We start from the raw sequence: 19,267 nt of genomic DNA on the forward strand, positions 1-19,267 counted from the left end.
TTTTCCGCGCACCCACGAGCGCGCTCGCCCGGGGTTCGAGGAGGCCCCGCGCCGCGCTCGTGTCGGGAGGAGATCCCCGATACAGTTTCGACATGAATCCGCTCGTCCCGGACTTCATCCTCGAACAGGACGCCGAAGGGCAATACGCGGGGGCGGTCGACGCGGCCGTCCTGCATGTCTCGCTCCCGGCCGTCGTGGAGCTCGCCGAGCAGATGATCGCTCGTCAGGCGCTCGATCCGGACGCGCTGCGGTCGCTCTTCGAGCCGCTCTTCGAGGCCGTGCACCAGTCGGGCGGGTTCGTCGCGGCGTTCTCGCCCGGCGGCGGGTTCACCGCGCTCTTCCCCGATCGGCCGGGGCGGAACGTCACCCGGCTCGCGCGCAGCGCGGCCCTGGCGATGCGGCGCAGCCTCCTCGAGCTCGCCGCGCGGCGCGCGCTCGGCGCCGGCGGCGCGCCGATGCCGTTCAGGATCGGGCTCGCGTGGGGCTCGGTCCACTGGACGATCGTGCGGATCGCCCAGGATCGCGCCTACTCCCTGCTCTACGGCCCCGCGATCGAGGCCTGCCAGGCGACCGATCGCGGGGCGGACGACAGCGAGCTGCACCTCGATCGCAGCTTCCGCGAGCGGCTGCCCGCGGCCAGCGCCCGGGAGAGCGTGGCGGAGCTCGACGAGGCGGATCTCCTGACCGGTCCGCCCTCGCTGACGGTCACGGCGGCCCCGACGGACGCGGACGCCGAGGCGTTCCTGCCGCCGGGCGCGGGCGACCTCGCGCCGGAGGGCGAGATCCGCGAGGTGACGACGGTCGCGCTCTCGCTCGATCGGGTGGCGAGCCCGACGGAGCTCATCCAGCAGCTGCACGAGATCGCGGCGATGTTCGGCGCCACGTTCGCCGGCATGAACGTGACCGAGCGCGGCTTCGGCGCGCTGTTCTACTTCGGCGTGCCGATCGCGCACGAGAGCGACCACGATCGCGCCCTCGACTTCGCGCTCGAGCTGAAGAGCAACGGCCTCGGCGTGCCCCGGCTCGCGGTGGGCATCACCCGCGCGCGCTGCCTGGCCGGCTTCTTCGGCGCCGGGGGCCGCCGCGAGTTCACCTGCCTCGGCCGCGCCGTCCACCTCGCCGCGCAGATCGCGCGCAAGGCGGCGCCGTCGTCGATCTGGGCGGACGAGCGCGCGTTCCTCGCGGGCGAGGCGAGCCACCAGTGGTCGACCGAGAACATCTTCCGGTTCGACGGGTTCGACCTGCCGATCCTCGTCTACTCGCTCGAGCGACGCCGCATCGCCGTGCAGGAGGAGTTCTACGACCTCGGCCCGATCGGCCGCGAGGCCGAGCTCGAGGGGCTCACGCGCGCGCTCGAGCCCCTCTTCGCCGGGCGCTCCGCCGGGGTCGTGTACATCCTCGGCGAGGCGGGCATCGGCAAGAGCTACCTCGTGCACAGCTACCGCCACCAGCGCGCGCAGCTCATGGACATGCGCCCGCTCCTGTGGATCGAGGCCCGCTGCGACCAGACGCTGAAGACCCCGCTCTACGCCTTCGAGTTCGCGCTCAAGGAGTACCTCGGGATCTCGTCGGAGATCGGCCAGCACGCCAAGCAGGCGGGGCTCGATCTCGCGCTCCAGCTCCTCCTGGAGCGGCTGCCCGAGAGCTGGACCGAGGTGCGGCGGGGGATCGACGCCTCGCGCGAGGCGCTCGCGCGGCTGCTCCGGCTGCGGGGCGACGAGCCGGCGACGCCGGAGGCCGAGGCGGGGCGGCGCGAGGAGGCGCTCGCGGCGCTCTCCGCGCTGCTCGTCGCCGAGAGCTCGCTGCAGCCGGTGGTGGTGCACCTCGACGACGCGCAGTGGGCCGACCCGACCTCGCTCGAGGCGGTGCGCGCGATCACGGCCGCCTGCCGGGATCTGCCGCTCGCGGTGATCTGCTCGGCGCGGCCCGCGGCCGCGGGCGAGGGGGCGGACGCGCGCATCCCGCTCGAGGCCGGCATCCCGTCGCAGGTCATCGAGCTCGCGCCGCTGCCCCAGGAGCGGCTGCTCGCGCTGGCGGAGCCGTTCTTCGGCGGCCCGATCCCGACGATGCTCGAGTCGCTGCTCGGCCAGACCGCGGGCGGCAACCCGTTCTTCGCGCAGGAGATCCTCGCGTACTGGCTGGAGGACGGCCGGTACGGGTCGACCCACGAGGCCGCGCCCTCGAGCCGGTTCATGCCGCCGCGGACCGTGAACAGCCTGCTCGTCGCGCGGCTCGAGCGGCTGGAGCCGCGGACGCGGCAGACGGTGATCTCCGCGGCGGTGCTCGGGCGCGAGTTCGACACGCGCGTGCTCGCCCGGATGATCCCGGACGCGTCGGTCCTCGTGGATCACCTGCGCTTCGGCGAGGCGCAGCGGATCTGGTCGCGGATGGGGGAGCACCGCTTCGAGTTCTGCACGGTGCTGATCCGCGACGCGGCGTACGGGATGCAGCCGAAGGCGGCGGCGGAGCGGCAGCACCGGCTCGCGGCCGAGGCGATCGAGGCGGTGTACGGCGACGATCTCGAGGATCAGCGCGCGGCGCTCGACAGCCACCGGAGGCTCGCGGGCTGAGCGCGGCCGGCCGTCCTTTCGGTCGGATCGTGGAACCCCCTCGACGCCGCTTGCGAAGTGCGGCAACTGTCCGCGCATGAGCACGGCCCATCAAGAGGCTCACGCGGCCGCGGCGCACGACGTGAGCGACCACCACGGCTTCGACGGGGAGCCCGCCCGCGCGCTGCCGGCCGACGAGCCGCCCACCCCGAACTGGGTCCCTGCGCTGGGGCTCGCGGTCTTCGCGGTGGCGGGCGTCCTGTTCCTCGCGATGAGCAGCGACGGCGACGCCGCGGCTCAGGCCGCGCCGGCCGGCGCGCGCCCGGTCCCGGCCGACGCTCGACCGGCGGCGGCGAGACCCGCGCCCGGGGCCGACGCGCGCCCGGCGGGAGCGCGCCCGGTCGCGCCGACCGGGCCCGGGTCGGGGCCGGCGGCGGCGGCCGTGCGCCCGGCCGCTGAGCGCGCGGGGCAAGGCCGCGCGGACGGCGCTGCCGCGCCGGGCCCGGCGAACCTGCGCAAGCTGACGCCCCAGGAGGTGGAGGCGGTGCGCAAGCGCATCGAGGGGCGGCAGAAGGGCGCCTCGAACGCGCCGCCGCCAGCGCCGCCGAAGTGAGCGCGACGGTGGTGGACAACGCCGCCGCGCGGATGCGCACGGTGCTCGTGCTCGGCGCGGGCACGATGGGCCAGGGGATCGCGCAGGTCACGGCGGTCGCCGGCTACGTGACGCGCCTCCACGACGTCGACGCCGCGCGCGTCGGCGCGGCGATCGAGGACATCAAGCGCTCGACCGATCGCCTCGTGCAGAAGGGCAAGATGCTCAACGAGGCGCGCAGCGAGATGATCGGGATGCTCGTCGCGTCGCCGGATCTCGCGCGCGCGGCGGCGGACGCCGATCTCGTGATCGAGGCGGTGCCCGAGCAGATGGACCTCAAGGTGGAGGTGCTCGGCCGGGCGAAGGCGGCGGCGCCGGCGGGGGCGCTGCTCGCGTCGAACACGTCGAGCCTGAGCATCACGGAGCTCGGCCGCCGTCTCGGGGCGGGGGCGCGCACGATCGGCCTTCACTTCTTCAACCCGCCGCCGGTGATGGAGCTGCTCGAGGTGGTGCGGGGGCTCGAGACCGAGGAGTCGACGGTGACGGCGGCGCTCTCGGTGGCGAGGCGCCTGGGCAAGGCGCCGATCGTGGTGAACGACACGCCCGGCTTCGCGACGAGCCGGCTGGGGGTGGCGCTCGGCGCCGAGGCGATGCGGATGCTGGAGTCCGGGGTGGCGTCGGCGGTGGACATCGATCGGGCGATGGAGCTCGGGTACCGGCACCCGATGGGGCCGCTGAAGCTGACGGACCTCGTGGGGCTGGACGTGCGGCTCGCGATCCTGGAGCACCTCCACCGCGAGGTGGGGGAGCAGTTCCGGCCGCCGGTGATCCTGCGGCAGATGGTGCGGGCGGGGAAGCTTGGGAAGAAGACGGGGGAAGGGTTCTATCGGTGGACGGAGGCGGGGGCCCAGCCCATCGAGGGCGGCGGCTGGCGGCGGGGGTAGAGAGCGCAGCGGGTGTGCTCGGGGGCGGATAGAGTCGAACGAGGACGCGCCCGCGGTGCGGAGCGCGCGAGCGCTGTCAGGACAGGATGCCCACCCCCGGCCCGTGCTCGGCGCTTCGCGCCTGCGCGCGGTCCGCCCCTCCCAAATCGCGCGCTCCGCGCGCTCAGGGAGGGGTGCGCCGTCTGGTACCTGCGGCCCGGGTGTGAAGTCCGGAGAAGCGAGGAGGTGCACGACGTGCGTCAGGACATCAGGCCGAGCACGAAGAGGGCGTCGGACCAGAGCGGCCACAGCGTCCGGTACGGGTGGGTCGCCAGCACTACGCCGCCGCTCGGGAGGCGGCGCACGTGGAACGGGGCGTGCTCTTCGAGGAAGCGGACATGCCCGGGCGACGTGATCTTTGCCCTGAATGCGGGCGGACCCTCGCCCTCGGCTGCCTCCCCGAGCCGACGGAGCAGCTCCATGATCTCGTGCGCCTGAGGCTCGGCGGCACGCCACGCGTCGTCGGGCACCGCCGCGGCCTCGAGCGCTTCGAGCAGCGTGGCCGGCGGCGTCGCGAGCGCCTTCAGCACCGTTTCGCGCGAGAGGGAACGCGTGAGCTCGCTGCCGCCTTTCATGGGCACGCGCGCGCCGCGCGGCGCGGCTTCCACCCGCGCGCAGAGCGCTTCCAGCGACGTGCCCGCGACGCGCGAGACGCTCTCCTTGTCATGAAGGCTGACCCACGAGAGGGCGAGGTCACGCGCGAGCTCCGCCGCGTTCGCGTTGTAGGTCGCGCACATCACGACCGGGGCGAGCCAGTCCTCCTTGTCCGTGCAGGCGCCGGTCGGCACGCGCCCGCTCGTGTCCGGCGCGCAGAAGCGCAGCAGGAGATCCTCGATGTCGCCCTGGATCAAGTGGCAAGCGACCGCGGCCTCGGCCTCGATTGAGCGCGGACCACCACCCACGGGGATCTCATAGGGGTAGAAGTCCCACTTGCGTTCGCCCGCTTCTAGTCTGAGGGGGCCGAAAGGATGGCGACGTTCGCTTTCTTCAGGGTAGCACGCGGCGCTGAAAACCATGATGCGTTCGGAATCGTTCAGCATCACGCCGGACAGTACGTGAGCGCTGTTCCGTCCTCCGAAGTGGGCGCGGATCATCGCGAGCGCATCGTCCATGGAGGAGGTCTTGCACCAGATGTCGGTGGCCATGTCCACCGAGATAAGATCCCCTGGGATAACCAGCGCGGACAGCGCCGACGCCAACGCGTCCACCCGTTCTGGCTCGTTACACCAGGCGAAGAAGTGAGGTCTTGATTCGCTCATAGTCGGATCACCATGATGAACTTATTGAAGCCTTTCAGGGTCACGGTTTTCCCTGTCTCAGCATCGAACAGGTATCCGTCCTTGACAGTAAACTTCTCCGGATTGAATTTGGCCCCCTGCTCCATGATGAGCTCGACCCGTTCCACGTCACCGGCTAGACCCTTTTTGGTCACCGCCTCCATGGCGTTCGTGAGCTGATTGCGCACGTCGCTAACCGGAATTGTCCCGCCGCCCTTGGCCTCGCTCAGGATGAGCTTGTGCCCGCTTGATACCGACACGAAATCGGGCGCCATCCCCTCGATGGTACCAGGGCGTGACTCCTTCAGAATGCCGAGCACCCTGCGCACGCCGTCGTCGCCGACCCCGACGAGTGACCGGCCATCGTCCACCAGGAACTTCGCCGCCTTCTTCTCGAAGATGTCCACCGGTTTCGTCGTGATCGCCCCGGGGAGCCCCTTGTACCCCCTGACGCGGTTCGTCTTCACGATCTGCGCGAACGCCTCCTCGATCTCCGCGATCTCCCCGGCCACCCGGATCGCCGACGGCCTGAGCCCCCCGCTGGTCTTGACGACCCGCCACATCGGCCCGATCGCCGCGACCCCGAACCCCAGCCCCGAGAAGATCCGCTCCTCGTCGCTCAGCTCCTGCCCCGACGGCAGGCAGAACGCCTTGCCCGTCACCGCCTCGCAGAGGTCGAGCGCCGGCCCCATCACCGGCACGAACCCCACCCCGAGCCGCGTCGTCGCGTGCACCAGCGTCTGCATCACCCCCGCGTACGCCTCGACGCCCTCGCCGACCGTCGACATCGCCCCCGCGAACGCGCTGATCGTCTGGTAGAGCTGCGTCTTTTCCAGGTCGAGCCCGTCCCCCCTCCACAGGTTCAGGCTGTCCTTCATCTGGTCCGCGAGCGCATCGAACCGCGGCTTCAGGACCGTGTCCACCACCACGCGCAAGTCCGCCGGCACTGGCGAGTCCTCGAACCAGTCCGACGCATCCATGAACTGCCGCACGAACCCGGTGATCCGGTTCTGCGCGTTCAGGAACGCGTTCGTCTCCGCCAGCGACACCCCCATCCGGTCGCGCAGCGCGATCTCCAGCGCCGCGCTGTTGTCCCGCCACGCCCGCACGTTCGCCACGAAGTCCGCTCGAAGCACCACCACCCGGCCGCTCACGTCCGCTTCCAGCGCCGCGAGCACCGCGTCCGCGTACGCCGCATAGGGATCCCTCCCCTCCTCGAACGCTCCCTCCACCTCCGCGATGTCCGGCACCTCGACCCACGGCACCTCGCTCTCCCCGAGCGCGTACGCCCCAGTATCGTCCGGATCCCACCCCTCGGCGCGCGCGTCCTGCGTCGCCAGATCCGCCACCTGGTCCGCCTGCGCGCCGAACTCGTCGATCAGCCGCGCGAGCTCCGCCTCGAGATCGCTGACGCTCTTCTTCAGATCGTCGACGAGCTGCTCCATCGCCGCCCGCGTCTCCGTGCCGACCACGTCCTTGTACCGGTCCAGGATCGCGTCGAGGTCGGTCCGCGAGATCTCGTCCAGCGGCCGGCTGACCAGGTCCTTCAGCTCGGTGTCGAGCTGCTGGAGCAGGTCCATCGTCTCCGCCAGGCGCTCCACCCGCGGCGCGTTCGCCACGAGCGCCTTGCGCTCCTTGGCGATCTCGGCCAGCAGGATCTCGATGTCGCGCGCCAGCGCCGGGTTGATCTCCGCGAGGCTCAGGTCGAGGGTCGTGTCGCCGGAGAACGCCACCCCGCGGCGCCGGATGTCGAAGAGCGGCTTGTTCAACCCGAGCGGCACCGACACGAGGTTCACCACCTCGCGCGCGTCGACGCAGGTGTTGTCGCCCCCCTCCCTGCTGACGTGGAAGTGGAAGTCGTTCATGCCCATCCCGAGCAGCACCGAATCGAACGCCGCCTCCATCCGATTGCTCTCCGAGCCGTCGTCATGGAACGCGAACTCGCCCGGGACTTCGTAGGTGGGAAGCGGCGTCTGGTTCACGCGGAAGTACGCCGCTCCAGGGTCGGCGAGCTCGGGCGTCAGGCACCGCGGGTTGAACTGGGTGGAGACCCAGTCGAGGGTGTACGGCGTGCCGGCCCACGCGAACGAGGGCGCCACCAACACCACCGCGGTGATCAGCGCGACGAGCTTCTGCAGCGCCGCGGCACTCCAGCCAGGCCGCGCGACGTCCTTGGAGCCTCTCATGTCCCCTCCGCGCCGCGCACCGCCGCGTCATACGCGATCGCGGCGCCCTTCACGTCGCCCGCATCGAGCCTCGCCTCGACGGCGTCGAGCGCCGCCGCGGTCATCCCCGTCTCCCGCAGCGCCGCGAGGCCGGCCGCGATCTTCCGCGGCAGCCCCGTCCTGAGCTCGGCCTCCGCGGCGTCGAACCGCCCTCGAAGCTCCGCGCACCCGGCCTCGCGCCACGACGACGCCGCCGCCTCGCAGAGCGGCCGCATCTGCACAAGCGCCGAGAGCTCCCCGCACCGCTCGGCCAGCAGCGGCAGCCCGAGCTTCTCGCTCACCGGCGGCGCCGCCGACAGCGCCGCGACCTGCGCGCGCGCACGCGCCCCGAAGGCGTCCGACGCCTTGCGGGCCCGCGACCGCGCGATGGCCTCGCGCGCCCCCTCGTCCATCTGCAGCACGCGGAGCGCCTGCCGGCGCAGCGCGATCCCGCCGAGCAGCGCCGCCGCGGTCGCGTCGCTCCGGGCGACACGCCCCTGCACGTAACCCAGCATCGCGTTCAGCGAGCGCAGCGCGCCCGACGTCATGTCCGGCAGCACCGCGCCACGCGTGGCGAGGAGCTCCCCGTGCGGCGCCATCGCCTCGTCGAAGGAGGCCGCGAAGACCTGGAGCGCCGCCGACGACCTCAGGATCTCCGCGGTGAGCTCGCCGGGCGCGCGGCTCGCCTCGCGCGCCGCCGCGAGCACCGCCTGCTCCACGCCGTCGAGGCCGTCGATGTCCGACCGCGATGCCTGCTCCGAGAGCGCCGCGTACACCGCCGTCTCCGCCGCCTCGCTCGCGCGGTACGCGGCGAAGCGCGCCGCGACGCCCGCGTACCTGGATCGCAACGGCGCGACGTCGCTCCGGGCCTGGTCGAAGATCGCCTGCACGGCCGCCATCGCCTGGCTGTCGGCCGCGAGCGCGGCGACGAGCGGCTCCCTCTCGGCGCTGGCCTTGTCGATCATCGCCGCCTTGAAGTTGCCGGCCGCGTCGACCGGCGTCCGCGCGAGCAGCGCTCTCTGGCGCTGCGTCGCCTCGTCGAGCAGCGACTCAAGCTTGCCCGCGAGCGTCGCCCGCAGCGACTCGGCGTTCCTCGCGTCGTCCCGCACGTACTCGATCGCCTCATCGATGTGGCCGAACCAGACGTCGAGCGAGTAGCTGCTCGCGACGATATCGTCGAGCGTCTTGTTGTTCGGCCACGTGGCCCACACCTCGATGGGCAGCGCGCCGTCCTTCTCGGCCTGGCTCCACGCGGCGCCCGGGCCGAGGTTCTCGCCCACGCAATGCTCCTCGCCGCCTTCCGCCGCCGCGCAAAAGCTCCCGAACGTGTGATCCTCCCGCTCCCACAAGCACCCTGATCCCACCGCGCCGAGCGCCACCAGGGCGGCTACGGCCGCCACGAGGATTGCCTTCGGTCGCCTCGTGTTCCTTCTCATTTTCATTCCCTCCACCCTGCAACTTTTCTCAATGGCGCACGCTCATCCGCAGGCCCACCGGATGCAAGCGTCCATACGAGGGCGGTAGGACGTTGCTCAGCCCAGCAAGAACGCTCCGGGACCTCTTCGCTCCGTCCTTGGTAGAGAGGCACCGGTGGGCTTGCCCGGAGGGAGCACGGGAACGCGCACGCGCACGCGCACGCGCACGCGCACGAAGAGGAGCACGGGGGACGGGAGACGGGAGACGGATCCGATGCCAGCCCCTGAACACGGGCCTCTCAAGGTCGACGCAGCAAGAACCCGACGGCAGCGCGAGCGACAAAGCCATTTTCAACTGCCCCGACTCCCATTGTATCTTCTCGGCTCATTGCCGCCGTCTGGCTTTGCCGGCCGGCAGGGAGGAATCGACATGGACTATTCGAATGAGGTCCTCGAGGCCACGCCCGAGCGCGTCACCAAGTTCCTGTTGGGAATTGGCGCCGTCGCCGCGATTCGCACGTTGATGGCCGAGGCGGGGATGACCGATGACGACATCGTGGAGGGCCGCACGCTCCTCCTCGACGTCCTCGCCGCGCCCCGGAAGGGCGGCGCGGCGCCCGATACCGCGGATGCCAGGGCGCAGCGCGCCGCGACCACGGAGCTCGACCAGTGGGATGAGCCCAACTTCGCTCGTTATGGCGCCGCGCTCCGCCGGCGATTCCCCGACGTGCACGCCTACGTCTTCAAGGACCTCTCGGCCTCCACGGGCACCACCGCGGTCCAGGGAGTCGCCACCTTCCTCGCGCGGCTCGACGCCCTCGAGAGCGGCGCCGACCCGGATCGCGCCGGGACCAAGCAGAGCGACAAGAGGGCAGTCGCCTTCCTCGGCCTCCGCGGCCTCGACAAGGCAGAACGCAAGCGCCTCCAGGGACTCGTCGACATCGCGCTCGGCCCGACGTCGCCTCTGCCCGAGCAGACCGAGCTCCCGGAGACCGCGCGCCGGCGCGAGGCGCTCGTCAAACTGCGCGGCTGGTTCGACGAGTGGTCCACCACGGCACGCGCGGTCGTCAAGAAGCGGGGCTACCTCATCCGGCTCGGCCTCGCGAACCGCAAGGCGCCCCAGCGCAAGACCCCCGCCGAGCCCGTCGACGCGCTCGACGACGCCGACGCGACCGATCTGGAGTAATCCGGCACACCAACAAGGGCTTCCGGCGCGCGTCCGAGACCTTCCGACGCGCTCCGGAAGCTTCCGTCGCCGAAATGAAGCCCTTCGGCGCGCTCCGGAGCACGACATTTCGCGTACTTAGGAGCGCCGGTCCTGCTCCCGGCGCCGTCCGGCGTCCGCCGGATGCCGAATTTCCGGCGAATTTCGCGTCCCGCCCCGCGGCGGAAACCTCCGGCGTGCGCGGGAAGCCTTCGTTCCCGCGTCGGAAGCCTTCGTTCCCGCGACGGAAGCCTTCGTTCCCGCGACGGAAGCCTTCGTTCCCGCGACGGACGCCAATTTGTTGAGATTTCTTGGCGTCCCTGGCGCCTTGGCAGTTCCCCAAGCGCCGCACGACCCCTGCGGAGGCGCCTCCCACGGACGCCTCCACGCAGCGGCGGAGGCGCTGACCGGTTACCGGTTCAGCTTGTCCTTCTTGGCGTTCTCTTCGGCCTCTTTCTGGCGCTCGGCCTCGCGCTGGACGATGCGCTCCTTGACCGCGGCGTAGTCCTTCTCGTCCTTCACCCGCCGATCGATCTGCTTCTGCCGCTCGGTCGCCGTCGCCGGGTAACCGCCCGCCTTGGGATTGCTGGTCAGGAACGCGCCGTAGGCGCCCCACGCCTCCCGCGCCGCCTGCCAGTTCTTCTGGCGCTCGCGAAGATCCGCGAGGCAGAAGAGCACCTTGGCCTGAAGCTCCTCCGAGCCCTTCTTGCCGAGCGCCGTCGTCCAGGCCGTCTCGGCCTCCGCCGCGTTGCCCGACTCGAGCATCGCCTCGCCGAGCCGGTAGAAGCCGAGCATCTTCGAGGGATCCTGCTTGATCGCGTCCTGGAACGCCGAGATCGCGCCGGGGATGTCGCGCGCCACGAACGACGCCTGGCCCTTCAGGATCTGCTCCATGTAGGGGCTGATGCCGGTGTGCCCGTTGGGATCCTTGCGCGGCGAAGCGGCAGCGGCCGGCGCCGCCTCCGGCGCCGCGGGCGGCGTCTGCTGGGCGGACGCGAGCGAAGCAGGGACGAGGGCAGCGAGAGCAAGCGACGCGATGACGGCAAGCGAGCGGTCCTGCATGCCCGCCAAGGTACCGCAGCCGCGGCCCGAAGGGGAATCCTTGCTGCATCGACGCGCGACGGTCCCCGCCGCCCGGAGGATGGCGCGCGACGGCGCCCGACCAGGCGCGCCGCGGACCTCGAGCCGGCAGGCGCGGCCCCGATGTCCCGGCAGGCTACCTCCGCGGAGCCCTGAACGGGTCCGGCGGCTGCCCAGCATCCGGGCGCCCGGCGTCCACCGGCGGCCATCCCCCATCCGGCAACCCCGCGTCCGTCGGCGGCCACCCGCCATCCGGTCGGCCCGCATCCACCGGAGGCCACCCGCCATCCGGCGGCCCCGCGTCCGTCGGCGGCCACCCGCCATCCGGCGGCCCCGCATCCGCCGGCGGCCACCCGCCATCCGGTCGGCCCGCGTCCGCCGGCAGCCTCCCCCCGTCCGCCGGCAGGCCGCCGTCGACCGCCGCCGGGCTCTGCGCGCTCAGCGACACGAGCCGGCCGTCCGGCTCCGGCGGCCAGAGGAAACGCTCCTCCGCGCCCGTCTTCCGGTCGACCAGCTTGGCCCAGCTCGCGCGCGGGTTGTCCGCCATCTGCACGCGAAGCCGCGCCGTCACCCCCTCGTCGAACGTCGGCCGGCGATAGAGGACGTTCGTCGATCGCTCGGGCGCATCGCCCGTGAGCGGCACGTCGAACCGGACCCGATCGAGCAGCTCCTGGCCGACGTACAGCTCGAGCGCGAACCGGCCCATCACGCGCGCCGTCGCCGCCGGCCGGGCGAGCGTCACCGAGCGGACGCGCGCGACCGAGCCCCTCCCCTTCGCGTACTGCACCTCGAAGACCCACTGCTTCGCGCTGGGCCGCACGGCTGGGTCGGGCGCATACCCGGCGCGGGGCGGCGGAGCCGGAGGCTCCGCCAGGGCGATCACGCCGGCAGCAGCCAGCGCAAGGCCGGCAAGGGTCGCCAGGGCGGCACGGGCGAGAGGGCGAGGCGAGGTCATCGGGCACCGGAAGGAGCCCCCAGCGGCAGAGCCGCCTCGGGCGTCCCAGTCAGCACCTCTTCCCACGCGGAGCCGTCGCCGTCGAGCGCCCCCCAGAGATCCCGCAGCTCGTCCGGGACCGGCGCGAGCGCCGCGCGCTCCTCGCCGGCCTCGTCCGGCACCGCGACGCGCAAGGCGTGCAGCGCGACGCGCGACAGCGGGAGCACACGGCCCCTCGCCGTGGTCAAAGACCGCGCACCGCCATGATCGCGGTCGCCGAGGAGCGGCGCCCCCGCATGCGCCGCGTGCACCCGGAGCTGGTGCATGCGGCCCGTCACCGGATCGAGACGGAGCAGCGTGGCCGCCGCCGCGCCGCCGCCGGCCGAGGCGACCGCGCGGTACCGCGTCGCCGCCTCCTTCGCGCCGGCCCCGCCCACCGCCGGCAGGCTGCGCCCGCGCGACCGCGCCGCGCCGATGGGCGCGTCCCAGGTGCCCGCCCCCTCGATCCGACCGCCGGCGATGCCGACGTACACCCGCGCGATGCGCCCCGCCTCGCGCATCGCCGCGAGGTGCCGCTGGCCCCGCGGGCCCGTCGCGCACAGCACCACGCCGCTCACGCCGACGTCGAGCCGCGAGGCCGCGTGCGGCGGCGCGCGCAGGCCGAGCAGCTCCGCGACCTCGGTGATCAGCGATCGCGTGCCCCGGCGCTCCGGCTCCGTCGGCAACGCCGCCGGCTTCGACGCGACGAGGATCTCCCCCCAGCGCGCGATCACCTCCACCGGCGGCGCCCCCGGCGCGTCGCGCCGCGCCGGCCACACGGCGAGCTCGTCGCCGGGGGCCACGGCGTCGTCCGGCCGCGCCCGCCGCGCGTTCAGGAAGGCGCGCCCCTCCGCCGCCGCGCCCGCGAAGCCCCGCGACGCGCCGCCAAGGCGCTCGAGGACGTCCGCCACCGTGGGGCCGTCGGACGGGCCGACCCGGAAGCGCGCGGCGGTCATGCGGGCGGCGCAGCGAGCGGCGCAGCGCCGTCGCCCTGCGCGCCGCCGGCAGCGCCGTTCGGCGCCGGCGGCGCGGCGCGCTCGTCGCGCTCGTTCAGCCGCTCGACCACGCCGCGATCGCCGTCGACCCGCAGCCGGTCGCCCGTCTTGATCGCCAGCGTCGCGCCGGGCACATTCACCACCGCGGGGATGCCGTACTCGCGCGCGACGATCGAGGCGTGCGACATGGGGCCGCCGAGCTCGGTGACGACCGCGGCCGCCACGAGGAACAGCGGCGAGAGGCCGATGTCGGTCGTGCGCGCGACGAGCACCTCGCCCGGCTCCACCGCGTCGAGCGAGGGCGCGCCCGGATCGAGCACGCGCGCCCGACCCTCGACCACGCCAGGGCTCGCCGGCAGCCCGAGCAGGCGGACCCCCGACGCGGGCGGCAGCACGACCGGCGGCGGCCGACCGATGAACGTGGCCGGAGGATCGGGGCGGGCGGCGTCGCGCAGGTGCTCGGCGCGGCGCAGCCGCACGACGTGGCCCACGTCGGCGCGGCCGCTGGAGAGCGCCGTCACGAGCTCCTCGTAGGTGCAGAAGAACACGCTCCCGGGGAGCAGCGAGGGCTCGATGCGGAGCAGGCGCCGGTCGATGTCGAGCGCGACCTTCCGCAGCATGCCGAGCACGCGGGTCACCCAGGTGCGCATGCGCTCCCGCAGGCGCACGTAGCGCTGCGCGCGGCCGACCAGCGCGCGGAGGAGCGCGAGCTCCACACGCGAGACGCGGGTCTCGAGCATCGCCATCTCCCGGTCGGCGAGCGCCCGCGCGCGCGCCAGGGCGCGCTCCGGATCGCCGGGCGCGCCGCGCAGCGACGCGGTGAGCATCGCGATGACCGGCGCCGGGTCCTCCCGCCAGCGCGGGGTCGCGAGCTCCGCCTCGCGCACGGCGCGATCGCCGTGCGCCTCGAGGAACCGCGCGAGCGCGTCGCGCGCCGGCCCCTCGGGCAGATCGCGCGGCCCCCTCACCTCGCCGGCGAGCAGCCGCTCGCGCGACGCGCGATCCAGCATGACGAGCTCGGCCACCCGGGCGAGCTCGACGCCAGGCCCCGCGCTGTCGAGCTCGCGCACGCCGCCCGCGAGCACCTGCGCGAGGTGCTCGACGTTTGTCTCCGCGCGCCCGGCCGGGCCGTCGAGGGGCGCCTCGCCGGAGGCCGAGCGCGCCGAGGCGCGGCGGCCCGCGACGCGCTCGAGCGCCTTGCACAGCGCGAGGTGGCTCGCGAGCGAGGCGGACGCGCAGTGCAGCATCAGCGTGCCGGTCCGCTCGAGCAGCAGGAAGACGCTCCGCAGCGTGGTGCCGATGGCGTCGTCCGGCAGGAGCGTCATGTCGAGCTCGGAGAGCGCGCGCTGGGCCCAGAGCGCCTCGCCCTCGTAGGCCGCGACCTCGCGCTCGAGCCGCGCCTGCCGGAGGAGGAGCCGCGGCCCGGTGAGCGGCAGCCGCGCGTAGAAGCGGCGCCGCGAGACGCCCGCGCTCTGCTCGGCGAGCCGCGCGATGAGCTGGTCGCTCGCCCCGCCGCTCATGCCGAGCAGCGCCCGCGGCGAGAGCCCCGGGACCTGCGCCGCGATCTGCATGAAGGCGGTCAGGTTGAGGTAGAAGCGCCCGTGCACGTTGGCGATGAGGCGCGCGCCGCGCGGCACGCGGCAGCCGAGCGCGGCGAACGCCTCGCGGAAGCCGCGGTCGGAGAACGCGCGCGCCACCGACCAGGTGAGCGGCGTCGCCGCGCCGGGCAGCGCCTCGCCCACGTTCGCGCGCGACCAGATCGTGTCGGCGCCGCCCCCCTCGGGGAAGCCGCCGCCGCTCACCGGACGCACCTGGAGCAGCCACACCCGCGGCGCCTGCGGCGCGCCCTCCGCCGGCGCGCCCTCCGTCGGCGCGCCCTCCGCTGCGCCGTCCTCCGCCGGCGCGCCCTCCGCTGCGCCGTCCTCCGCGACGTGGCCGGGCTCCTCCCCCTCGACCGCGAACTCCACGTCGAACGGGCCCTTGCCGCCCTGCTCGAGCCGCTCGGCGAGCTCGGTGAGCTGCCGCAGCGCGGCCTCGCCGAGCGCCGGCTGCTCGGCGCGCGCCGCGGGCACCGCGACCTCCTCGAGCCCCGCCGCGCCCACGACGAGCGCGCGCCGCTTCTGCGCCACCGCCGCCGCGACGACCTTGCCGCCGCCCCGCGCGATCCGGAGGGTGTCGGCCGCCACGGCGCCGTCGACGACCGGCGCGCCCAGCCCGAGCGTGGCGTTCACGAGCCGCTCGCCGGCGCGCCAGTGCTCGCCCTCGAGCCCGGCCGGGGGCGCGGTGAAGAGCACGCCCGCGGCCTCGGCGCGCACCATCACCTGCAGCACGACCCCCATCGCGACGTCGCGGACGCCGGCGTGCGCGAGGTACGCGAGCGCGCGCGGCAGGAAGGCGCTCGCCCAGACCTGCCGGATCGCGGCGTCGAGCTCGGCGTCGCCGCGCACGCCGAGCACGGACGTCGCGAGCCCCGCCATCGACGTCTCGTCGCTGTCCTCGCAGGTGGCGCTGGACCGCACCGCGAGCCCCCACGGCGCCTCCGGCGCGACGGCCTGCCAGAGCGCCTGCAGCGCGGCCGAGAGCGCCTCGGGCAGCGGCTCGCTCAGGATGCGGTCGCGCGCCCGCGCCGCCCGGTCGACGCCGACCTTCGTGCCCGAGAGCCGGATCAGCGTGGCGAGGTCGTGCCCCCGCGGCAGCTGCCGGTCGACGAGCTCCGTGAAGCACCGCGCGTCGAGCACCCAGCCGCGCGGCACCGGGAAGCCGTCGCGCAGCAGGCGGCCGAGCGAGGCCGCCTTGCCGCCGACGCGCTTGGCGCTCGTGCTGCGGCGCTGGCCGGCGCTCTCGAGCGGCTTCAGCCACTCGCGCACGGAGGGCGGGTCGGTCGCGCTCTCGGCGCGGGCGATGCGTGTCGGGTCGGCCACGTCGTTGCCGAGGAAGTAACACGGTTCGGCGGCCTGGTCAGGGGCTTGTGACGCCCGGGCCGCCGCGATCACGGCGCGCGCAACCCGCGCTGGACGCGCTCGTGCCAGAGCACCATTTCCACGCCTCCGGGCCCGCGGTTCCAGGCATAGTCGTGCGGTCCGGGCACAATGAGCAGATCGTGGGCGACGCCGTCCTGCCGCAGCCGATCGCTGATCGCCTGGATGGCGGGCAGGAAGGGGTCGGCCTCGCTCGACACGAGCCGCAGCGCGAGCGCGCGGCGCTCCATGGCCCGGCGCGCGAGGGCGGAGAACATCTCCGCCTCGCTCGCCCGCACCGCCGGCTGGAGGGCGCCGACCGCGCCGAAGGCCTCGGGGTGCGACAGGCCGACGAGCAGCGCGAGGCGGCCGCCGAGGCTCACGCCGTCGATCCCGGTCGCCTCGGGCGCCGTGAGGCAGCCGCTCTCGGCGCGCGCCCGCGGCAGGAGCCGCTCGACGACGAACCGCCCGAACGCCGCGGCCCCCTCGACGGAGCGGTCGCGGAGGTCGGGCGTGAACGGCGTGGCGATGCACAGCCCGCGGTAGGGGTGCTCGCCGAGCGAGGCGTTGAGCTGGGCGAGCCGCTCGCGCGTGACCATCTGCCCGAGGTCGTCCGGCGCGAGCGGCGGCGCGAGGATCCGCTGGAGGGTCGCGTCGAGGTGGTAGTCGTCGCGCCACCCGCGCGCGCCGGCCTCGGGGCCGCGCACCGCCTCCCCGCGCCCGTGCAGCGCGACGAGCAGCGGCAGCGGCGCCGCGGCCTCGGGCGCGAGCAGCAGCGCGCGCTGCGGGCCTTCGCCCTCTCCGGCCGGCTCGAAGGCGAGCTCCTTCCAGCGGGAGGGGGTAGCCTCTGCCGCCGCGGGCCCCGGCGGGGTCGGCGAGCTCTTGCGCCGGCACGAGGACGCGGCGAGCGCGGCGAGGCCGAGCAGCGCGCGCCGGCGCGAGAGCGGGGGAGTCGTCGTGGTGGCCATGCGCGGCGAGGGTAGCAGCGGGGCCAGGCGGCCACCTCCGGCGGTCGCACGCACCGTGCTTGTCGTGGTTCCGGCTCACGCGCTAGCGTGCCGAACAGGTTAAAACTCGCCTAAATTCGATAGGATGCGCCACCCGCCGGACACGCCGCGGAGAAAGCGGGCAGGACACGGAGTGCGGGTAAGGAGAGAGACCGCAAGGGCGCGAGGGACGCAAGGGAGCAGAGATAAAATTGTTCCCTCTTCCCCTTGCGTCCCTTGCGCCGTTGCGGTCCTCTTCCAATCTGCTGATTTTTCTCTGAATTTTAACGTGATCGGTGTTCTAGGCACTCGCCGGCGCCCCCATGTACGCTCGTCTGCGCGGGTGAGCTCCCCGAGAGGGGCGCTCACCCGCGAGGCGCGCCGATCCCGACGGACTCCGTCGGTCACGAGCGCAAGACCGTCGAGGAAGGGGGACCGCTCATGAGCCGTGAGACGAAGGGGGACGTCGGGCCGCGCTCCGGCGACAAACCACACAGCGTGGAGGGCGTGATCGCCGAGGACGTAAAGACGCTCCACAGCATGGGCTATGCGCAGGAGCTCCTGCGCCGGATGGGGGGCTTCTCCAACTTCGCGATCTCGTTCTCGATCATCTGTATCATCGCGGGCGGCATCACCTCGTTCCAGATGGGGCTTTGCAGCGTCGGCGGGGCCGGCATCGGCATCGGCTGGCCGGTCTGCAGCGCGCTCTCGCTCTGCACAGCGCTCACGATGGGACAGGTCGCGTCCGCATTCCCGACCGCGGGCGGGCTGTACCACTGGGCCTCGATCCTCGGCGGCCGGGGCTTCGGCTGGGCCACCGCGTGGTTCAACCTGATCGGCCTCGTCACCGTCCTCGCGGCGATCAACGTCGGCGCCTACCTGTTCATCATGAGCTCGCTCGGCCCGCTGTTCGGCGTCGACATCGCGCAAATGACCCCGGATCAGGCCCTCTTGACGCAGATCGTCGGGGTCACGCTCATCACGGGGACTCAGGCGCTCTTCAACCACCTGGGGATCCGCGTCACCACCCTGCTCACCGACTTCAGCGGATACCTCATCCTCGTCGTCTCGGTGATCCTCACGCTCGCGATGCTCCTCCACGCGCCCCACATCGACCTCGGGCGGCTCGTCACGTTCACGAACTACAGCGGCGCGAAGGGGGGCGACGTGTGGCCGGAGACGAACAGCATGACGATGCTGTTCCTCCTGAGCTTCCTCCTGCCCGCGTACACGATCACCGGATACGACGCGTCGGCGCACACCTCGGAGGAGACGATCGGCGCGGCGCAGACCGTCCCGCGGGGCATCGTCCGGGCGGTGCTCGTCTCCGGCGTCTTCGGCTGGCTCATGCTGAGCGCGATCGTGCTCGCGATCCCCGACATGGACCAGGCCGCGTCGAAGGGCGGCGGGGTGTTCTTCTGGATCATGGAGAGCGTCATCCCGGAGAAGCTCCGGATCGCGCTCTACGCCGGCATCTCCATCGCCCAGTACCTCTGCGGGCTGGCCACGGTGACGTCCGCCTCGCGCATGACCTTCGCGTTCGCCCGCGACGGGGGGCTGCCGCTCTCGGAGCAGCTCCGCAAGGTGAGCCCGAAGTTCCGCACCCCGGCGACCGCGATCTGGGTCGTCAGCGCGCTGACGATCGCCTTCACCGTGTACACGCCGGTCTACTCGACGATCACGGCCGTGTGCGTGATCTTCCTCTACATCTCCTATGTCATGCCCACGATGGCGGGCGTGCGCGCCTACGGCCGCACGTGGGTGACGATGGGGCCGTGGGACCTCGGCCCGCTGTACCGGCCGCTCGCGATCATCAGCGTCCTCGCGTGCCTGATGCTGATCGTGGTGAGCGTCCAGCCCCCGAACGACAAGGCCCTTGTCATCACGCTCCTCGTGTTCGCGCTGACGGCGATCGTCTGGTTCGCGCTGGAGCGCCGCCGCTTCCGGGGCCCGCCGCAAGGGGTGATGATCCAGCAGCGAGCGCAGGAGATCGCCGAGGCGGAGCGCGCCGTCGGCCAGGCCGGCGCGGGCGGCGGTCGGTAGCGACCCGGA

General features: G+C 73.2%; 13 protein-coding genes. 5 read left to right on the top strand and 8 right to left on the bottom strand.

Annotated features, from left to right (window positions below):
* The first annotated feature begins 92 nt into the window (after window positions 1-92).
* The 3 genes from NQZ70_RS45670 (at window position 93) to NQZ70_RS45680 (ending at window position 4,085) form a co-directional block, all read left to right on the top strand.
* On the top strand, window positions 93-2,570 hold the full coding sequence (locus NQZ70_RS45670; RefSeq protein WP_129579837.1) for an AAA family ATPase: 2,478 nt from the start codon (window positions 93-95) through the stop codon (window positions 2,568-2,570).
* Window positions 2,571-2,646: 76 nt separating this feature from the next.
* Window positions 2,647-3,162 carry a hypothetical protein gene (locus tag NQZ70_RS45675; protein ID WP_129579838.1) on the top strand — a complete coding sequence of 172 codons (516 nt, stop codon included), beginning with the start codon at window positions 2,647-2,649 and terminating at the stop codon, window positions 3,160-3,162.
* A 32-nt stretch (window positions 3,163-3,194) separates the two neighbouring features.
* Window positions 3,195-4,085 carry a 3-hydroxyacyl-CoA dehydrogenase family protein gene (locus NQZ70_RS45680; protein WP_129581979.1) on the top strand — a complete coding sequence of 297 codons (891 nt, stop codon included), beginning with the start codon at window positions 3,195-3,197 and terminating at the stop codon, window positions 4,083-4,085.
* A 239-nt stretch (window positions 4,086-4,324) separates the two neighbouring features.
* On the opposite strand, the gene NQZ70_RS45685 is transcribed toward NQZ70_RS45680, so the two are convergent.
* Genes NQZ70_RS45685 through NQZ70_RS45695 form a run of 3 tightly spaced genes read right to left on the bottom strand, consistent with a single transcriptional unit; the run spans window position 4,325 to window position 9,005 of the window.
* Window positions 4,325-5,383, bottom strand: a complete 1,059-nt coding sequence (locus tag NQZ70_RS45685; protein WP_165374494.1) for a hypothetical protein — start codon at window positions 5,381-5,383, stop codon at window positions 4,325-4,327.
* Window positions 5,380-7,587 (bottom strand): hypothetical protein, encoded by a 2,208-nt coding sequence (locus NQZ70_RS45690; RefSeq protein ID WP_129579839.1) that lies wholly within the window; start codon window positions 7,585-7,587, stop codon window positions 5,380-5,382. Before NQZ70_RS45690 ends, NQZ70_RS45685 begins: the two co-directional genes overlap by 4 nt.
* On the bottom strand, window positions 7,584-9,005 hold the full coding sequence (locus tag NQZ70_RS45695; protein WP_237244657.1) for a hypothetical protein: 1,422 nt from the start codon (window positions 9,003-9,005) through the stop codon (window positions 7,584-7,586). The genes NQZ70_RS45690 and NQZ70_RS45695 overlap by 4 nt, the downstream gene beginning before the upstream one ends.
* A gap of 445 nt (window positions 9,006-9,450) precedes the next feature.
* Between NQZ70_RS45695 and NQZ70_RS45700 the strand changes: the two genes are divergently transcribed.
* Entirely contained in the window at window positions 9,451-10,206 is a 756-nt protein-coding gene (locus NQZ70_RS45700; protein ID WP_129579840.1) for a hypothetical protein, read from the top strand.
* A 429-nt stretch (window positions 10,207-10,635) separates the two neighbouring features.
* Here NQZ70_RS45700 and NQZ70_RS45705 read toward each other — a convergent pair whose 3' ends face one another.
* The 5 genes from NQZ70_RS45705 to NQZ70_RS45725 form a co-directional block, all read right to left on the bottom strand.
* Window positions 10,636-11,286, bottom strand: a complete 651-nt coding sequence (locus NQZ70_RS45705) for a tetratricopeptide repeat protein (RefSeq protein ID WP_165374495.1) — start codon at window positions 11,284-11,286, stop codon at window positions 10,636-10,638.
* Window positions 11,287-11,440: 154 nt separating this feature from the next.
* Window positions 11,441-12,124 (bottom strand): hypothetical protein, encoded by a 684-nt coding sequence (locus tag NQZ70_RS45710; protein WP_207217649.1) that lies wholly within the window; start codon window positions 12,122-12,124, stop codon window positions 11,441-11,443.
* Between the two features lie 131 nt (window positions 12,125-12,255).
* Window positions 12,256-13,233 carry an RluA family pseudouridine synthase gene (locus NQZ70_RS45715; RefSeq protein ID WP_129579842.1) on the bottom strand — a complete coding sequence of 326 codons (978 nt, stop codon included), beginning with the start codon at window positions 13,231-13,233 and terminating at the stop codon, window positions 12,256-12,258.
* Window positions 13,230-16,265: a PEP/pyruvate-binding domain-containing protein gene (locus tag NQZ70_RS45720; RefSeq protein ID WP_129579843.1), complete on the bottom strand. Its 3,036-nt coding sequence runs from the start codon at window positions 16,263-16,265 to the stop codon at window positions 13,230-13,232. Before NQZ70_RS45720 ends, NQZ70_RS45715 begins: the two co-directional genes overlap by 4 nt.
* The gene (locus NQZ70_RS45725; RefSeq protein WP_129579844.1) at window positions 16,262-17,197 is read right to left on the bottom strand and encodes an esterase family protein; all 936 of its coding nucleotides are present in this window, start codon (window positions 17,195-17,197) and stop codon (window positions 16,262-16,264) included. The genes NQZ70_RS45720 and NQZ70_RS45725 overlap by 4 nt, the downstream gene beginning before the upstream one ends.
* A gap of 558 nt (window positions 17,198-17,755) precedes the next feature.
* Here NQZ70_RS45725 and NQZ70_RS45730 point away from each other — a divergent pair.
* The gene (locus tag NQZ70_RS45730; RefSeq protein ID WP_165374701.1) at window positions 17,756-19,258 is read left to right on the top strand and encodes an amino acid permease; all 1,503 of its coding nucleotides are present in this window, start codon (window positions 17,756-17,758) and stop codon (window positions 19,256-19,258) included.
* Window positions 19,259-19,267: the final 9 nt, after the last annotated feature.

Source organism: Sorangium sp. So ce836, from assembly GCF_028553905.1.
Taxonomy (GTDB): Bacteria; Myxococcota_A; Polyangia; order Polyangiales; family Polyangiaceae; genus Sorangium; species Sorangium cellulosum_D.

Bases quoted from the DNA above. Each gene is read 5' to 3' on its own strand.
- NQZ70_RS45670 (WP_129579837.1), top strand. From the start codon at position 93: ATGAATCCGCTCGTCCCGGACTTCATCCTCGAACAGGACGCCGAAGGG.
- NQZ70_RS45675 (WP_129579838.1), top strand. From the start codon at position 2,647: ATGAGCACGGCCCATCAAGAGGCTCACGCGGCCGCGGCGCACGACGTG.
- NQZ70_RS45680 (WP_129581979.1), top strand. From the start codon at position 3,195: ATGCGCACGGTGCTCGTGCTCGGCGCGGGCACGATGGGCCAGGGGATC.
- NQZ70_RS45685 (WP_165374494.1), bottom strand. From the start codon at position 5,383: ATGAGCGAATCAAGACCTCACTTCTTCGCCTGGTGTAACGAGCCAGAA.
- NQZ70_RS45690 (WP_129579839.1), bottom strand. From the start codon at position 7,587: ATGAGAGGCTCCAAGGACGTCGCGCGGCCTGGCTGGAGTGCCGCGGCG.
- NQZ70_RS45700 (WP_129579840.1), top strand. From the start codon at position 9,451: ATGGACTATTCGAATGAGGTCCTCGAGGCCACGCCCGAGCGCGTCACC.
- NQZ70_RS45705 (WP_165374495.1), bottom strand. From the start codon at position 11,286: ATGCAGGACCGCTCGCTTGCCGTCATCGCGTCGCTTGCTCTCGCTGCC.
- NQZ70_RS45715 (WP_129579842.1), bottom strand. From the start codon at position 13,233: ATGACCGCCGCGCGCTTCCGGGTCGGCCCGTCCGACGGCCCCACGGTG.
- NQZ70_RS45725 (WP_129579844.1), bottom strand. From the start codon at position 17,197: ATGGCCACCACGACGACTCCCCCGCTCTCGCGCCGGCGCGCGCTGCTC.
- NQZ70_RS45730 (WP_165374701.1), top strand. From the start codon at position 17,756: ATGGGCTATGCGCAGGAGCTCCTGCGCCGGATGGGGGGCTTCTCCAAC.